Source organism: Haloarchaeobius caseinilyticus (assembly GCF_051207395.1).
In the GTDB taxonomy this organism is placed as follows: domain Archaea; phylum Halobacteriota; class Halobacteria; order Halobacteriales; family Natrialbaceae; genus Haloarchaeobius.
In genome coordinates this window covers 442,834-458,710 of sequence record NZ_JBPJZC010000001.1, presented here as the reverse complement: position 1 = coordinate 458,710, position 15,877 = coordinate 442,834, and the positions used below count along the sequence as shown (strand labels likewise).

Annotated in this window: 19 protein-coding genes; 12 read left to right on the top strand and 7 right to left on the bottom strand. The window is 64.3% G+C overall.

Features of this window, described 5'->3' with window-relative positions:
• Positions 1-58: 58 nt before the first annotated feature.
• Together ACSC1P_RS02545 and cyaB are read right to left on the bottom strand one after the other, a co-directional pair.
• Positions 59-667, bottom strand: coding sequence for a GNAT family N-acetyltransferase (locus ACSC1P_RS02545; RefSeq protein WP_435358560.1), 609 nt, complete (start codon positions 665-667; stop codon positions 59-61).
• A 31-nt stretch (positions 668-698) separates the two neighbouring features.
• Entirely contained in the window at positions 699-1,334 is a 636-nt protein-coding gene (gene cyaB / locus ACSC1P_RS02540) for a class IV adenylate cyclase (protein ID WP_435358559.1), read from the bottom strand.
• A gap of 92 nt (positions 1,335-1,426) precedes the next feature.
• Here cyaB and ACSC1P_RS02535 point away from each other — a divergent pair, with 92 nt between their 5' ends.
• The gene (locus tag ACSC1P_RS02535) at positions 1,427-2,404 is read left to right on the top strand and encodes an FKBP-type peptidyl-prolyl cis-trans isomerase (protein WP_435358558.1); all 978 of its coding nucleotides are present in this window, start codon (positions 1,427-1,429) and stop codon (positions 2,402-2,404) included.
• Positions 2,405-2,487: 83 nt separating this feature from the next.
• Here ACSC1P_RS02535 and ACSC1P_RS02530 read toward each other — a convergent pair whose 3' ends face one another.
• The 4 genes from ACSC1P_RS02530 to ACSC1P_RS02515 all read right to left on the bottom strand — a co-directional run bounded on the left by ACSC1P_RS02530 (position 2,488) and on the right by ACSC1P_RS02515 (position 6,083).
• Positions 2,488-3,294, bottom strand: a complete 807-nt coding sequence (locus ACSC1P_RS02530) for an SDR family NAD(P)-dependent oxidoreductase (RefSeq protein WP_435358557.1) — start codon at positions 3,292-3,294, stop codon at positions 2,488-2,490.
• A 74-nt stretch (positions 3,295-3,368) separates the two neighbouring features.
• Positions 3,369-4,601 carry a digeranylgeranylglycerophospholipid reductase gene (locus tag ACSC1P_RS02525; RefSeq protein WP_435358556.1) on the bottom strand — a complete coding sequence of 411 codons (1,233 nt, stop codon included), beginning with the start codon at positions 4,599-4,601 and terminating at the stop codon, positions 3,369-3,371.
• 196 nt (positions 4,602-4,797) lie between these two features.
• Positions 4,798-5,424, bottom strand: coding sequence for an RAD55 family ATPase (locus tag ACSC1P_RS02520; protein WP_435358555.1), 627 nt, complete (start codon positions 5,422-5,424; stop codon positions 4,798-4,800).
• A 26-nt stretch (positions 5,425-5,450) separates the two neighbouring features.
• Positions 5,451-6,083: a MinD/ParA family ATP-binding protein gene (locus ACSC1P_RS02515; protein WP_435358554.1), complete on the bottom strand. Its 633-nt coding sequence runs from the start codon at positions 6,081-6,083 to the stop codon at positions 5,451-5,453.
• Between the two features lie 92 nt (positions 6,084-6,175).
• Between ACSC1P_RS02515 and ACSC1P_RS02510 the strand changes: the two genes are divergently transcribed.
• From ACSC1P_RS02510 to ACSC1P_RS02490, 5 genes are all read left to right on the top strand, one after another.
• Positions 6,176-7,771, top strand: coding sequence for a hypothetical protein (locus ACSC1P_RS02510; protein WP_435358553.1), 1,596 nt, complete (start codon positions 6,176-6,178; stop codon positions 7,769-7,771).
• Between the two features lie 50 nt (positions 7,772-7,821).
• Positions 7,822-8,457 (top strand): DUF8048 family protein, encoded by a 636-nt coding sequence (locus tag ACSC1P_RS02505; RefSeq protein WP_435358552.1) that lies wholly within the window; start codon positions 7,822-7,824, stop codon positions 8,455-8,457.
• A gap of 87 nt (positions 8,458-8,544) precedes the next feature.
• A complete protein-coding gene (gene pyrB, locus ACSC1P_RS02500; protein WP_435360252.1) occupies positions 8,545-9,459 on the top strand; it encodes an aspartate carbamoyltransferase in 915 nt (304 codons plus the stop codon).
• Positions 9,456-9,920: an aspartate carbamoyltransferase regulatory subunit gene (gene pyrI, locus ACSC1P_RS02495; protein ID WP_435358551.1), complete on the top strand. Its 465-nt coding sequence runs from the start codon at positions 9,456-9,458 to the stop codon at positions 9,918-9,920. Before pyrB ends, pyrI begins: the two co-directional genes overlap by 4 nt.
• 971 nt (positions 9,921-10,891) lie before the next feature.
• Positions 10,892-11,722: a hypothetical protein gene (locus ACSC1P_RS02490; protein WP_435358550.1), complete on the top strand. Its 831-nt coding sequence runs from the start codon at positions 10,892-10,894 to the stop codon at positions 11,720-11,722.
• 24 nt (positions 11,723-11,746) lie between these two features.
• Here the strand turns inward: ACSC1P_RS02490 and ACSC1P_RS02485 are convergent, their stop codons facing one another.
• Positions 11,747-12,307 (bottom strand): NUDIX hydrolase, encoded by a 561-nt coding sequence (locus ACSC1P_RS02485; protein WP_435358549.1) that lies wholly within the window; start codon positions 12,305-12,307, stop codon positions 11,747-11,749.
• A 243-nt stretch (positions 12,308-12,550) separates the two neighbouring features.
• Between ACSC1P_RS02485 and ACSC1P_RS02480 the strand changes: the two genes are divergently transcribed.
• The 6 genes from ACSC1P_RS02480 to ACSC1P_RS02455 all read left to right on the top strand — a co-directional run bounded on the left by ACSC1P_RS02480 (position 12,551) and on the right by ACSC1P_RS02455 (position 15,875).
• Positions 12,551-13,243 (top strand): type 1 glutamine amidotransferase domain-containing protein, encoded by a 693-nt coding sequence (locus ACSC1P_RS02480; RefSeq protein ID WP_435358548.1) that lies wholly within the window; start codon positions 12,551-12,553, stop codon positions 13,241-13,243.
• 126 nt (positions 13,244-13,369) lie between these two features.
• Positions 13,370-13,573 carry a DUF1918 domain-containing protein gene (locus ACSC1P_RS02475; protein ID WP_435358547.1) on the top strand — a complete coding sequence of 68 codons (204 nt, stop codon included), beginning with the start codon at positions 13,370-13,372 and terminating at the stop codon, positions 13,571-13,573.
• A 14-nt stretch (positions 13,574-13,587) separates the two neighbouring features.
• Positions 13,588-14,046 carry an RNA-binding protein gene (locus ACSC1P_RS02470; protein WP_435358546.1) on the top strand — a complete coding sequence of 153 codons (459 nt, stop codon included), beginning with the start codon at positions 13,588-13,590 and terminating at the stop codon, positions 14,044-14,046.
• A 14-nt stretch (positions 14,047-14,060) separates the two neighbouring features.
• Positions 14,061-14,771, top strand: coding sequence for an RNase P subunit p30 family protein (locus ACSC1P_RS02465; RefSeq protein ID WP_435358545.1), 711 nt, complete (start codon positions 14,061-14,063; stop codon positions 14,769-14,771).
• Positions 14,755-15,399 carry a class I SAM-dependent methyltransferase gene (locus tag ACSC1P_RS02460; RefSeq protein ID WP_435358544.1) on the top strand — a complete coding sequence of 215 codons (645 nt, stop codon included), beginning with the start codon at positions 14,755-14,757 and terminating at the stop codon, positions 15,397-15,399. Before ACSC1P_RS02465 ends, ACSC1P_RS02460 begins: the two co-directional genes overlap by 17 nt.
• Positions 15,396-15,875 carry an Rpp14/Pop5 family protein gene (locus ACSC1P_RS02455; protein WP_435358543.1) on the top strand — a complete coding sequence of 160 codons (480 nt, stop codon included), beginning with the start codon at positions 15,396-15,398 and terminating at the stop codon, positions 15,873-15,875. Before ACSC1P_RS02460 ends, ACSC1P_RS02455 begins: the two co-directional genes overlap by 4 nt.
• Positions 15,876-15,877: the final 2 nt, after the last annotated feature.

Here is a 15,877-nt window from a genome sequence, read left to right as displayed (position 1 = left end):
GACAGACTTCACTGACAAGTCAGTCGCAGCCACGATAGCAGTGAGCGTTCGTCGCTAGTTACGCGGACGAGCGAAGCAGGCTACTCCGCCACTCCGTGTCTGCCACTCGGCAGTACACTGCCTTGCGCACCGGGTCGAAATCTCGTCCCTCGAACACGCTCTTCGACGGCCCGTTGAGGACAGAGACGATGGCGAAGGCTCGCTCGGCGTCGAGGGCCGACCGGCCGAACCGGAGTCCTTCGTTTATCAGCGCAGACGCGATGCCGCCCTGCCGGTACTCCGGGTCAACCCACAGGTTCCAGATGTAGAGACCGCGAAATCGGAGCGTGGTCTCCACCGGTTGGACGTACGCCGGTTTGCCGTGAGTGAGGAACGTCCACCCGACGACCTCGTCGTCCGCGCGGGCGAAGAGGACGTGGTCGGTCGGATCGAGTGCCTCGAATCCCGAGTGAGGGTACTTTTCAGGTGCTAGGTCTGCGGCTCTAAATACGTCGAAGGAGACACCGTTCGGATGAGTTTTCCCATCCCGGCGAAGGTTGTCGGCCTCTGCCGGGATATCACGGCGGTAGAGATGCATCAGTGACAGTTTCAGCCCGCTCGCGTCGAGAAACTCGTGCACGCGACGCGCGTACTGGCTCTGCGCCAGACTCAGAATGGGGACGGCCATCGATTACCTGCATCGACCAGAGGAACACTAATCACTGTTCCGGTGAGGAATCGGCGAGCAACAGACCGAGGTACGAAGTCAGAATCTGTTCGCCCGGGTCCAGTCCGAGCGACCGGAGCACGTCGAACGCGCCTTCACGAGCGTGCTCGACGTCCTCTTCGGTCGTCTCGACTTCGCACTCGACGAACTCACCGAGGCCGTCGACGGTGTCGAGCGTCACGGTGTAGTCGTCGAGGGCGAACCGTTCGCGGCGCTTTCTAACCGTCGCGGCCGGTTCGAACCCGAGGCGGCCCAGAATCTCGTCCATCGTCTCGCCCAGCGCGACGAGCGTCTCGAACTCCTCACGCGTCTTCGACTCGTCCTCGACGAGTGGCCCTTTGTACGTGACGTGTGCGTCGAACGCGTCCTCGTCGAGTGAGTCGGCCAACGTCGCCGCGTCGGCGCTGGTCGCTTCGTCGTCGTCGTCAGCGAGGCCGAACTCGCCGGTTTCGAGGGCCGCCTCGCGGCGGATACGAAGCGCCTCGTCGGTCTCGGCGAAGTCTCGGTGCGGTGCATCGTAGTACGTGTCGACCTGGACGACCGCGTTCAGTGGTTCTGCGCCCCGTTTTCGCAATCGCTCACGCACTTCGTCGTGGGCTGCCCTGACCTTCACTTCGACCTCGTACATACTCCCCACTCGCGCCGGCCCCGGCAAAAGCGTAGCCGTCTCGCTCGGTCCGAAACGTGGTTCTTAAATGCTGACCGTGAGAGGCATAACGTATGACCGATGACCAAGAGGCCGAGATGGCCGAGCAAGAGGACGAAGTGAGCGAGGAGGCCGCCGAAGAGGAGGCCACCGAGGAAGAAACGACCGGACTGCAGGACGGAGACTTCGTCCTGCTCGAGTACACAGCCCGAACCGCCGAGAGCGACCAGCTGGTCGACACCACAGACCCCGAGGTCGCCGAGGAAGAGGGCGTCGACGACGAGGGTCGTCCGTTCAAGCCGCGCACCATCGTGCTCGGTCAGGGCCACATGTTCGAAGCCGTCGAGAGCGAGATTCGCGGCAAGGAAGTCGGTGACTCCGGTCACGTCACCATCCCCGCCGTCGAAGCCTTCGGCGAGTACGACGACGAGCAGGTCCGCACCATCAGCGCCGAGAAGATTCCCGAGGACTCGCGCCGTCCCGGTGCACAGGTCCAGATCGACGGCGAGCAGGGCTACATCAACACCATCATCGGTGGCCGCGCTCGCGTCGACTTCAACCACCCGCTCGCGGGTGAGGACCTCGAATACGACTACGAAATCGCAGGCGTCGTCGACGACCGTCTGGAGAAGGCACAGGGCCTGATGGACATGTTCTTCGACGTCGACCTCGACATGTACTTCGACACCGACGAAGTCGAAGAGGAGGTCCAGGTCGAGTCCGACGACGAAGACGCCGAGCCAGAGTTCGAGACCGAGACGGTCGAGAAGGACACGCTGTTCATCGAGGCGACCCCGCAGCTCCAGATGAACCAGCAGTGGATGTTCGGCAAGCAGCAGGTCGCACAGCAGCTCATGCAGCACCTCGACGTCGACCAGATCGTCGTCCGTGAGACCATCTCCGGCGGCATGGGCGGCATGATGGGTGGCATGGGTGGCATGATGGGCGGTGCCGGTGGCGCAGGCGGCGCGTCCGCCGAAGACATCGAGGAGGTCCTCGAAGAGGCCGACCTCGACGCCGAGGACATCGAAGCCGAACTCGACGAAGAGTAAGTCGGACCCCTTTCTACGATTTTTCGGCGTCCGGTAGCGACGTGTGTCGTCTCCGGTGATGCTGGCTGTGTACTGAGGGGAAACTACTGCGGTGGCGGCGTATCGCCGCCGACGCTCTCCTCGGACGTGTCCGATTGCAGGTCGACCGACGCGCCGGAGAGGCGCGCCCACAGCGACGGGAACCGACCGAGGAACCAGATGCCGATTCGCGTCTGCAAATCTGGCGTGACGACGGCGGCCGTCGACTCGACCTTTCGGGCGAGTTTCCGGCCGACGGTGGCTGCATCGGTCACCATCCACGCCGGATAGGCGAAGTCGGCGGTCATCCGGGTCTCCGTCGTGGGCGGATACATCACGGAACACGAGATGTTCTCGTCGCGGAGCTCTAGTCGGAGCGAGCGCGTGAACGCATCTACCGCACCCTTGGTCGCAGCGTAGCCAGACAGCCCCGGATGGCCGAGTCGTCCCGTCGGTGAACTCACGTTGTGGATAATGCCGCCACCGTTCGTTCGCATGTGGGGCAAGACGGCACGAATCGTCCGCAAGTAGCCGAAGAAGTTCACGTCAGACTCCCGTTGCAATTCGTCAACTGGCTTCGCGTCGAACGAAGCGACAGTCGCCACTGCGGCGTTGTTCACGAGGATGTCGATGCTGCCCCAGTGGTCGACGATGTCTGCGATGGCCGACTCGACCGCCTCGTCGTCTCGCACGTCACACTCGTAGTAGCGAACACGGTCAGGTGTCTCGTCGTGCAGTAGCTCGACGTTGTCTCCCTCGATGTCGAGACAGGCGACGAGATAGCCGTTATCGACCAGTGTCGACGCCACGTGGTGGCCGATACCCCGATTCGACCCTGTGACGACGACCGTTCGTTCCCGTGCTGTCTCCATATTGCAGACAGTACGACAGGTAGAAACATAATCGACACCCTGTCAGCAGCACCGCAGGGACCGTCACCGCTCGCTCAGCTAGAGAACCAGTCTTTGGCCGTCCGTGCCAGCAGCGAGAAGTCGCTGGGCTTCAGCATCCGGACCATGCCGAGTTTTTCGCCCCTGTTCGCAGACTCCAGTCGCTTCTTCGGGACACTGTGCAGGTCCGAAATGAGTTGGTCGTAGCGCTCGTTCGACGCCCGGTACAGCATCTCCGTCATGAACAGCCGTGTCTTCACCTTCGGCGCGACTCGCTCGTGCCAGAGTTTGTCGTAGATTGCCAGCGCGTCGGCGGAGGTGTCTCTGCCGCGGTGGGTGAGCACGCGGTCGGCCGTCGCGGCCGCCCAGCGACCGGAGCGCATGCACTTGTCGATGCCCTCACCCCAGAGCGGGTCGACCGTCGGGACGGTGTCGCCGATGGCCATGAAGTTGTCCGTGCTCATCCGGTCGGGAAGTTGAATGTGGGCGGAGCCGCGGTGTTGCTTGCCTTCGAGGCGCGTCGCGTTCTCGAAGCGTGGGTCGGTGTCGACCCAGTACTGGAGGTAGTCGTCGACGGTGTAGCCAGATTTCGCGTTCTGGCGGTGACTGGAGTTCTGGATGTAACAGACGCCGACCTTCGCCGTGTCCTCGCCCGTGTGGAAGATCCACGAATAGCCGCCGGGTGCCATGTCGTGGTCTAAGCGGAGCATCATCGAGTCGGTGATGTCGCCGTAGCCGTCGGCGTCTAAGTCCATCCCCTCGTACTCGAACTCGATGCCGATGGCCTGCTTCTCGCGCTCTAAGTTGCACACGTCGAGCGCCTTGGCGATGGGTGCGCCGGGACCGGTCGCGTCGATGACGATGTCGCCGTACACTTCCTCGTCGCCGTTGTAGGTGAGGCCGACGATTTCGCCCTTCTCCATGATGGGCTTCGAGACGCGAGCGTCGAACCGGTACTCCGCCCCGTCGGCTTCGGCCTCGTCGACCAGCCAGTTCTTGAAGTCGGCGAATTCGAGGACGGCACCGGGCTGGTGGCGACGGAAGTAGTGACTCGGCGATTCGAGGACTACGTCGTCGGTGTAGTGCATCACTACGTCGTCGGGGATGCCGAACGAGGACATGGTCCCCGGGAAGGTGCCCGCCGTCGATTTGTTACTTCTGCTCGGGAACTCGTCTTCGCCCTCGGTTTCGAGGACGACGACGTCGTAGCCGCGAGACGCGAGGTCTCGCGCCGCTTGCCCCCCTGCTGGGCCCGCACCCGCGATGACAACATCGTATGTTTCGGTCATGGTAGAGAGTAGGCATCGTCACGATGGACGAATGCGCGCGTTACCGGGTGTTTCAGAACCCACTATGTAATTAGTTCTGATTTTGAATCTGGGGAGTCGCCGTATCGGCCTCGACAGTGAGGCACTGCTCGTCGACTTCAGGGTCGAATAGGCGTGGAAAACGATTGTAGACGACGAATCGGGCGGAGACCGCCGTTCAGGCGATGTCGCGCGACGTGTCGATGGCGACCTGGTCTGCCAGTTCGAGTTTGACCGTCTCGGTCAGCGCAGTGCCGCCGCGGAACTTCGGAATGGCGAGTCGGTTCTCCAGTTCGGTCCCGCGAACCTGCGTGGTCAACTGGAACACCACGTCGGCCATGTGCTTGGTCGTGTCGCGGTTGACCGGCACGTGGTCGCCGTCGAGACAGTGCAAGAAGGCGATAGAGCCCGTGTTGACCATGTGGGTCTGCAACTCGGTCATGAAGCTCCGAAAGCGATTCCGGTCGCCGCGTTCGAGCACGTCGGTCGTGTCGATGATGAGGTTCGCGCCTTCGGGAAGCGCGCGAATGAGCCGGTTGGCCTGGTCGAGCGGTTCGGAGCCAGCGATGTCGCGCACGGTCGGACTGCCGACTGGCGCGTTCGTGTTCTCGATGGCGTCGCGAACTGCCTGGTCAGAGCGTTCGGTGGTCAGATAGAGCGTGCCTCGGGCGGCCGTGAGTTCGTAGAGCAGTAGCTCGGACTGGCTCGCGGGGTTCGCGGTGAACGCGACGATGGACCCCGGTGGGAGCCCACCGTTCAGCTTTCTGTCGAGGACGTCGATTCCAGTCTCCAACCGGCCGGCCATGTACGTGTCTCGTAGACCGTCACTCCCTAAATAACTGTGTGCCTGCTCAATCTCTGAGTCGCTTCCGCGTACGCGGCCCAGACCCCCGCCTCGTCCAGTGGTCGCCGAGCCGGCGGAACGGCGGTGAGGACCGGCGCATCGAGCAGGTCAGACACGCCATCTGGCAGGGTAGTCGTCGCGGTGAGGACCACGCCGACGACTCGCGCGTCGAGTTCGCGCGCCATCGCCGCCGTCTTCGCGCAATCGCTGAGTGACTGCGGGGTCGCGTCGCTGACGAGCAGTACCGAGTCGACGGCGCGCAACGGCGTGACTGCCTCGGGGCCGGCCCCGCCGGGCGTGTCGACGACGGTCTGGCAACTGTCGCGGGCTGCCAATGCAACGAGTGCGTCGGCGACGCTCGTCTTGACTGCGGCGGTCGGTGCAGGCACGACCCGAACGCCCGAGAGCGAAGGCACCGGCTGGTCCGGTACTCTGTCGCCGTCGAGGACTGCCGAGAGCGTCGGCTGGCGGGCACACCCCGCCATGGTGTGCAGGTCCGGCATGTCGCAATCGGTGTCGACGACTCGGACCGGTGACCTGCGACGTGCGAGCGTCGCAGCGAGTGCGAGCGCCGTCGTCGTCTTCCCGACTCCTCCCTTTCCCCCGGCGACTGCGAGCATGCCGTGTCTGGCCGCGGCCTGATACTTGAACCGCTGGACTGGCCCCAGCCAGCCACAGGTGTTATGCCAACTGACTGAGCATGGTGACCAAAATGGGAACACCTGACACAAAAGCGGCGATTCGGGCGGTGGGGCTCGCGGTCTGGTCCTGGGTCGCCTTCGCGTTCGTCCTGTCGTGGGCGACGGTTCAGCGAGACCCTGCTCGACTGTTGATTGGTTCCGGTGCGAGCGAAGCGACGGTCCGACGGGTCCGTACCGACTTGGGGCTCGAAGCGTCCCTCTTCGACGCGTTCATCGCGACGGTGACGTTCGACTTCGGCAACTCGTACGTCTTCGCGCCCGGCACGTCGGCGTGGGACTTCGTCGCGGACCCCGCCGTCACGACGTTCACGTTGCTCGGCCTCGCCATCGTCGTGGCGGTGGGACTCGTCGCGCTCGGCTCGATGCTCGGTCGGCGGGACGCACGTATCCCACGAGCACTGGGGTTCGTTGGCGCGGTGCCGACAGTCGGTTGGTGGCTCGGCCTGTTCCTGCTGGTCGAGCGAGATGTCGTCGGACTACCGGGGCCACCCTTTTCCACGGCGGAACTCCTGGTCCCGGCGAGTATGCTGGCGGTCCCAATCGCCGCGGTTGGCTGGCGGTCACGGGCCAGTCGAGACGATTCGGTCACTGCGGCCTGTCTCGCGCTCTTCCAACCGGCCGGCTGGCTGTGGCTGGGGTGGCTCGTGGGCACCACGCTGGTGGTAGAACGAGTCTTCGGCGTTTCCGGGCTAGGAAGCCTCGTAACGGAGGCGTTTACGACCGGTGACGTCCCCATCCTTCACGCTGGACTGGCAGCGCTCTCCGTGCCGCTTCTGCTCGGGAGTTGCCTCCGCGAACTCTACTGGGAGGGTTCGCAGGGGTCGAGCGCGCCAGCACCCGACGACGGTGTAGGGCGAGGTGTCGAGACGGACGGCGGGACCACAACCGAGCGCTCTGCGCTCGTCGAGCAGGTCACGGCGGTCGTCCGAGAGAGCCGACAGGTCAGACTGGGTGGTGCCACGTTCGGAGCGGCACTCGTCCTCGGGCTGGTCGCGCTCGTGGCACTCTCTCCAGCAGACTCGTCGACCGCTGGGCCGTCGATTGGTGCGGTCGTCGTCGACCTCGGCGCGGTGACGGTGCTGACCGTGGGCGCACTCCTGTTCGGCACCTGCATCGGTATCGCGCTCGCCATTGCGTCCCGACGAACTGCCGGGGGTCGTCTCGGTGGGCACCTTCTGGTTGATACGGCGGTGAACGTCCCGATGCTGGTGCTCGTCCTCGTGGCCCTGCTCGGTGTGGGGCAGTTGCCCAGCGATTCGAGCGTCACCGTCGGTGCCACGTTCGTGATGGTCGCCGGGCTGGCGGTCGCCGCTGTCTGTTACCGCGTTCTCGAACACGGACGGCACCATCACGCACCCGGTGACGGTGAACTGTCGCCAGTGGCACTCTTGGATGCGATGGTCGCAAGCGGCGCGGCCGTCGCGTTCATCGCTGCCGACGTCGTCTTCCTCGGCCTGCTGGGTCCCGACATCGGGAACTCGCTCACGCTCGTCGGTGGTGCCGGTCCCGCACTGCTGGCCGCGTTGGTCGTCGTCTCCTTCCCGGTCGTCTCGCTGCTCGTCGTTCACGACGGATTGCGTCGAGATGTCCCGACCCACAGCCAATAGTTTACAAATGGCGTAAACTTCTTGCTGCGAGGGCGCGAAGAGTGTGTACGATGGCAACAGCCACCAGCTCCGGCGTCACGGTCCCGTTCTCCACCGAACTGGTCGCCGAGACCGCGGCCGACCACGGCGTCGACAGTACCGAACTGACCGACGCACTCGTGACGATTCACGCCGACCTCACCGACGGCGCGGACGCGATACACGCCTACTACGTCGGCGCGACCGACGACGCCCCCACGTTCGGCGGTGACCTCGGACGAGACGACTTGCCCGAGCCGACGCTCGCGGACGACGGACTGGTCGAGGTCATCGCGGTCACCGACGCGGATTGGCAGCAGACGACCGCCGACCTCGATTCGGCACTCGCGGCCGCGGTCGAGGGCGTTCACGCCGATTACGCGGCGCGTGTCTCGGCCGGGGCTGCGACCGTCGACGGACTCACGCCGCTCGTCGTCCCCTCGAACCAGCTCTCGGGACTCGTTGGAGCCGGCCTCTCGCGCCGACAGGCTGCGGTACAGGTGCTTCGGTCTGGTGGCATGACGCAGGCCGACATCGCGGCCCGCCTCGGCCTCGACGTCGGGACGGTGAAATCTCACGCCTACCGCGTGGACGAGAAAGTCCGCGAGGCGAAGCGACTGCTCGACCTCGTCGAAGACGGAGCGTCGGTGACGACGGACAGCGCCTGAGTCGGTCGCCCCCGGGAAACCACAGTTGCACGCCACGGCGGGGACGAACAGTGACCTTCAAGGTGTGTGCCCGACCCCATCCACGTGATGCGCCACGACCACCTGTTGACCGCGAAGCAGCTCTCGCGGGAAGACATCGAGACGGTGCTCGACCGGGCGGCCGAGGTGGACGCGAACCCCGCGATGTTCGGCGAACGTCATGCGGGCAAGCTCCTCGGTCTCTGCTTTTTCGAACCCAGCACCCGGACGAAGATGAGCTTCGAGACGGCGATGAAACGCCTCGGCGGCGACGTGGTCGACATGGGACCGGTCGACTCGTCGTCGGTGAAAAAGGGCGAGTCCCTCGCCGACACGATGCGGGTCATCGAGGGCTACACCGACGCACTCGTCCTGCGCCACCCGCTGATGGGTGCGGCGAAGATGGCCAGCGAGTTCGTGAACGTCCCGCTCGTGAACGCAGGTGACGGTGCGGGCCACCACCCGACCCAGACGCTGCTCGACCTGTACACCATCCGTGAGAACGCCGGACTGGACGACCTGACCATCGGCATCATGGGCGACCTGAAGTACGGTCGGACGGTCCACTCGCTGGCGAACGCGCTGACGACGTTCGGCGCGAGCCAGCACTTCATCGCGCCGGAGTCGCTTCGGCTGCCGCGCTCGGTCCGCTACGACCTGCACGAAGAGGGCGCGAACGTGCGCGAACACACCGAACTGGAAGCCGTCCTGCCGGAACTCGACGTACTCTACGTCACGCGTATCCAGCGCGAGCGCTTCCCGGACGAGAACGAGTATCAGCAGGTCGCCGGCCAGTACCAGATAGACGCCGAGACGCTGGAAGTGGCGAGCGACGACTTGACTGTGATGCACCCGCTCCCGCGCGTCGACGAAATCGCGCCGGACGTGGACGACACCGAGTACGCGACGTACTTCGAACAGGCGCACAACGGGGTGCCCGTACGGATGGCACTGCTGGACATGCTGCTGGAGGGAGACGCATGAGCGATTCGGACAAGGAACTTCGCGTGGCCAAGATTCAGAGTGGGACCGTCATCGACCACATCCGCGCTGGGCAGGCGCTGAACGTCCTCACCATTCTCGGTATCGAGGGGACGAGCGGCGAGCAGGTGTCCATCGGGATGAACGTCCCGTCGGGGACGCTCGCACACAAAGACGTGGTGAAGGTCGAAGGCCGTGAACTGAGTCAGGACGAAGTCGACGTGCTCTCGCTCATCGCGCCCGACGCGACCATCAACATCGTCCGCGACTACGAAGTGGTCGAGAAGCACCGGGTCGAACGCCCCGAGTCCGTCAGGGGTGTCCTCTCGTGTCCGAACCACAACTGCATCACCAACGCCAAGGAACCGGTCGACACCGAATTCGCCGTCCTCGGCGACGGCGTTCGCTGTGCGTACTGTGAGACCATCATCCGCGAGGACATCGCCGCGCACATCACCGACTGAGTCGACGGTACTCGACAGCCGAATTCCGGAAATCTGGCACGTCGTGGATATCCCGGGTGCTGAAGAGGGGGCAACTACTGCTGCCACGCAGTCACCCAATTCGGTATCATACCGCACGTTCACGGTATCGTCTCTGTTCATTCCACCGAGACCTGAATTCGGACAGTTCCAGAAAACACTAAATAGTCACCGTTCGAACGTTTCGGTATGTCCAAGAAGTTCAAAATCGCGCTCGCCCTGATCGCAATGGTCCTCGTCTACAAGATGGTCGCTGGCGGTTCGACGTCGACGGTCGAAGTAGACTACGACGTCGACGAATAACGTCGCAGCCCGTTTTCCTCGCTATCTTCTTTCCCTAGCCACCGCCGTCCAGTTTCCCCGTCATGAACGGCCAGTAGATTAAAGCCGGATTGCTAAGGTGGCGACTGGCGGAAACAGAACGCATGTCGAAGTCGACGACGGTGGACGGGGAGCGTACCTGTGGTAAAGAGTGTGAAGACGGGACGTCGTGCGAGCGACAGGTGGCGTTTCATCGCCGACGCTGTTGGCAGCACGTGAACTACTCCGCCTCCGAAGAGTAACCTGTGACGCGCGGGAGCGAGCGCGTTCCCTGCCCTCGCACCGACCTGGTATTTCGAGGTAACCGGGTGCCGCGTGGTATAAAAGAGCATTACATCCAACGGTAATGTCTTTTGGTCCCATATGTTCAACAATCATCCGCATGTCGACAACGAACGACCGGGCGGTTGACCGTCCGACATGTGGAGCAACGTGCGAGGATGGGACACCGTGTGAGCGGACGGTGTTTCTCCTCGGGGGGCACTGCTGGCAGCACGCTTCCTACCAACTGACCACCGACTAACTGCCGCCGGTTCTACCGTATTCGGCCTTCCGTCGCCGTCGGCGGTGACGACGACCCACCGCCGTCGCTTTCGAACCACTTACCCCGCTTTCGTCCCCTAGCCTGTCGTATGTATGGCGTCGTCACGCGGAACGAACAGGAACTCGACTGGGCGGAGTTCGACCACGGGTTCTACGAGGTGAAAGACGTGACCGGCCGCGCGACGGAACCGGTTGCTGGCGCGGTCAACATGGTGTCGTGTTTCGGCGACACTGCAGCGGGCGAGGCGAAACCGGACCTGATTCCGGTCAGTGACGAGGGCGAGCGCGCGACCCGCGAGCAGCCCTACTTCGACTGGGGGTACATCTGTCCATCGCGCGAGCGCTACCGCGAGGGCCTGCTCTCGATGATCGAGGACGCGGCCGCGGCGAACGCGGACGTGCGCCTCGACGACGTGGGGTTCCCGCGCGAAGAATACTGTCACTGTAGCCACTGCGAGGCAGCCTTCGCCGCGAGCGAGTACGACGACTGGTTCGCGTGGCGTGCCAACGTCATCACCGAGTTCGTCGCCGAAGCGACCGAGCGAATCCCCGGCAAGACGTACTTTACGCTGTATCCGGACCCGTATCCGGGGCACCTCTACCGACGTGCCGGGCTAGACCTCGACGCTATCGCCGAATACGTCGACGAATTCGTCGTCCCGCTGTACGACATGGGCTACACGACGACGTACTGGCTGGAAGTCATCGCCACCGGCTTCGAAGACGCGCTCTCGAAACCGTTCTCCATCGAACTGTACGCAGTGGACGTGGACATCGACAATCTCGCACACGCGGCCGAAGTCGCCGACGCTTACGCCGAGGACGTGTACTTCGGCTACGACGCTAGTCAGGCGCGGGCGACGATTCGCCGGATGAAAGCCGACTCGCAGGACGGCGAGACGTTCGGGAAGCCCGAGTAGTCGCCCGAGTTCGTTTTCCGTCGGTTACGAGAACCGACGTTCGCGCCACGCCACGAGTTCGTCTCGGTCGCGGGTGTCCTCGGGGAGTCGGGAGAACCACCGCGCAGCAGAAATCTCGTCGTCGGGGTCGGTGACCGACGTGTCGGTCGTCTCCGCGCTTGCGGCGTACACCGGCAGGACACCACACATCGACTGCTCGCCGCTGACGATTTCGAGTCTGGTGAGGATGGCGAGGCCGTCGTAGCTGGCTCTCACACCCGCTTCCTCGGCGAGTTCGCGCCGAGCGGCCTCGGCGTAGGACTCGCTGCCCTCGACGCCGCCCCCGGGCAAGACCCACATGTCGACGCCCTCGTGGCGAACCAGCAGGATGTCGCCATCGTCGCGGTAGACGATGGTGTGTGCACCGTAAGGCGCGCCGGTTCGTTCGACGCGCTCTGCGAGCGTTCGAAAGCGTCGTCGCGAGACGTATCTGGTCCGTTCGGTCTGGAGCACGTCGTCGTGTCGGTCCCGCAACTCGTGGAACGCCTGTTCACCGTACTGGTCGGCCTCCTGCGCGAGGTACCAGAGGTCGTCGACGCGCGTCATTCCACCGACGGCGAAGGCGGGCGGTCGACCACGAGACACGTGAGGGAGAGCGCGAAGGGAGTCATTGGGAGGGTGTACTGTATCGACCAGCAAAATCGCTTCGACTGAGACAGTCTCGGACGATGAGTCGTCAGTTGCCTGTCGGAGCCAGCCAGCGCGGTGTCCCCGTAACGGGTCTGTGGTTCCGGCACCACCGCCCGCTTTCACGCCGTTTTCACGGGTCGCGGCCCAACTCACCCGTGCATGAGTTCCGCACTGTTCGTCGTCAGCGAAGAAGGCTACTGGGCAGAGGAGTGCATCGAACCGCTGACTACGCTCGATTCCGCGGGCGTCGACGTGACCGTCGCCACACCGTCTGGCGACCCGCCGGTCGTCGACGAGACATCGCTCGACCCGGACGACATCGGCGAGGAGGAAGCAGAGCGACTCCGCGAGGTTCACGAGACGGACGAGCGACTGAACGACCCGATTCCCGTCGCCAGCGCCGAGGCGGACGACTACGACACCGTGGTGTTCCCCGGCGGCCACGGCACCGAGTGGGACATCAATCAGGACAGTGACGCACGCCGTCTGCTCCGCGACACCGTGTCGGGCGACGACGGCGTCGCACTCGTCGTCTGTCACGCGGTCGGTATCCTCGGCTTCGCCCACGACGACAAAGGCCAGTACATCGTCGCTGGCCGCGACGTGACCGGCTTCCCGAACGCGTGGGAAGCGGACATCGTCGACGAGTACGACCGGATGCCAGACGGGCGAAAGCTCCCGTACTGGGTCGAAGACGAAGTCGTCGCTGCCGGTGGCGAGTGGGACGCCGAACTCGACAGCGAGACGAGTGTGACGGTCGACGGCGACCTCGTGACGGCTCGCGGCCCGGGCTCGTCGAGCGAGGCAGCCGAGACGCTGCTGGCCGAACTCGGCATCGAGACGACAGCCTGACGAAACCGCGACGATAGCCACACCGAGTGTCGGCGACGACCAGCGCGCGTCGTCGTCCCCCGACGCAGGCCGCGACGGCCGACGTGAATCAGTCCCTTTTTAATCGGGCCGGAGGTACGACGACGTATGAGCTTCGAGGAAGGCGACTACGTCGTCCTGCACGACAAGCACAGCGAACACGACGGCGAGACCGGCAAGATTACGCAGGTCATGGAGTCGATGTTCGGTGACAGCACGTACACCATCCAGTTCGACGACGGCCAGGAGCAGGGCATCCCGGAGGACCAGCTCGACGCCGCACCCGAACCGGACGAAGACGAAGAAGAGTAACTCTCTCTATTTCGATGTCGAAAGTTCCGTTCCACTACGTCGACCTCCGCGCGTTCTGTTACGCCACCGAGGACGAGAAACGAGTCGAGGAGGCACTGCGATACTACCTCCCCGAGGAGTTCGAAGTCGACCGGATGGTCAACGAGGGCCACCACGGCGACCGCATCGTCATCCTCTCGGCCCGCGTCGAGAACGCCGACGACGTGCGCGCCGTCCTGTCGAAGGTGGCGGAACTCGACGACATCGAGTCCGTCGTCGGTGAACTCGACCAGCGAGTGACCGACAACTGCGAACTGTTCTTACGACTCGACAAGCAGGCCGCGTTCTCCGGCGAAACCGCACTCGGGCCGGGCATCACCTTCCGCGCGAAGGTCGAAGCCTACCCGGCGAAGAAGGAAAAGGCGGTCGAGAACGCCCGCGAGACGCTCGAAATGCTCCGCGAGCAAGGCGAGCGCGACGACCGAGACGACTGACGGAGTACATCTTCATGCGATTCTACGAAGCCGTCCACGCGCATCCTGATGGCGCGTCGACCGTCTCGCGCTTCGCCCACACCGCCGCCGAGTACGGCTACGACGGCATCGTCGTGCGCAATCACGGTGACACCCGCGCCGAGTACGACGCCGAACGAATCGGCGACGAGTACGACCTCGACGTGGTGCCCGCGCTGGAGATTCGCGCGGACAATCCGACGCAAGCCTCGGGCTACGTCGGCAACTACCGCCGACAGTTCCCACTGTTGCTCGTCCACGGCGGCGACGTGACGATGAACCGCTTCGCGGTCGAACAAGAGCGCATCGACGTGCTTGCACATCCGATGCGCCGCGAAGGTGACTTCAATCACGTGCTGGCGAAAGCAGCCGCCGAGAACGGCGTCCGGGTCGAGTTCAACTTTCGGAACGTCCTCGGCATCACCGGCGGCGGCCGGGTCCAGTCACTCCGGTCGCTGCGAAAACTACGAGAACTCGTCGAGAAGTTCGACGTGCCCTACGTCGTCAGCGGCGACCCGACTTCGCACCTCGAACTGCGGGCCTCACGCGAACTCGTCGCGCTGGGCGAGTGCATCGGCTTTTCGGCCGAGCAGATTCGCGACGGACTCACGGAGTGGGGTCGGCTGGCCGACCGGAATCGCGAGCGCGACTCCGACGCTTTCATCGAACCCGGGGTGCGTAGAGGTCGGTATGAAGAGACCGATTGAGGACCACGCCGCCCGCTTCGACGAGATGGCCGGTCGCTACGACGACGAGGTCAACAACACTGACGAGTACCGCGCCTGCGTCTCGCTGGTGCTCGAACACGCACTCGACGACCTGACCGACGAAGACACCGTGCTGGACCTCGGCTGTGGCACCGGCGCCATCGGCCTCTCGCTGGCCGACGCGGCTGGCAACGTCGTCTGCCGAGACATCAGCGACGGGATGCTCGAACAGGCCCGTGAGAAGGCTGCGGACGCTGGTCTCGACAACGTCGACGTCGGCGAAGGCAGCTTCCGCGAACCGAACTACGACGGCGAGGTCGACGTCGTGGTGACCAACTTCGCCATGCATCACCTCTCCGACGAGGAAAAGCGCGAGGCGATTCAGGTCATCGCCGACCTCAAGCCGCGAAAGTTCGTCCTCGGCGACGTGATGTTCTTCGGTGAGCCGAACCCCGACGAGCCGTTCTACTCGCCCGAGGTCGACGACCCCTCGACGGTGGGTCACCTCGCCGACGCCTTCACCGACGCTGGCTTCGTCCTGACCGCCGTGGAACCGGTCCACGACCAGGTCGGCGTGCTCGTCGGCGAGCGCGTCGACGTGGCACAGGCGACCCTCGACGAGGAATGAAGCACCTCCCGAAGCATCTGCGCCCGCGCTGGCGTTACCTCGCCGTCGCCCTCGAAACGACGCCCGACGCGACCATCGACCGCGGCGACTTCCAGCGCGAACTGTGGTACTGTGTACAGAACCTCGTCGGCGACGTGGGCAGTGCCGAGTCCGATTGCACCGTCATCAGGTTCGACTTCGCCGACGGTCGCGGCGAGGCCGTCGTCCGCGCCCACCACGGCCACACCGACACCGCACGGGCCGCACTGGCCTGTCTCTCGACGGTGAACGGCCACGACCTCGGCCTCCACGTCCGGGGAATCTCTGGCACCATCCGTGCGTGTGAAGAAAAGTATTTAGGACGGCCGTCGGAAGAATCGACCCAGAGAACCGTCGCGTTCGAGTCTGACGACCGAGACGCCGTCGAGCGGGGCAGTCTTCTCGATGTGCGCGTCAACGGCGCTTTCGTCGGCGCGACGAACCTCGATTTCGAGTGACA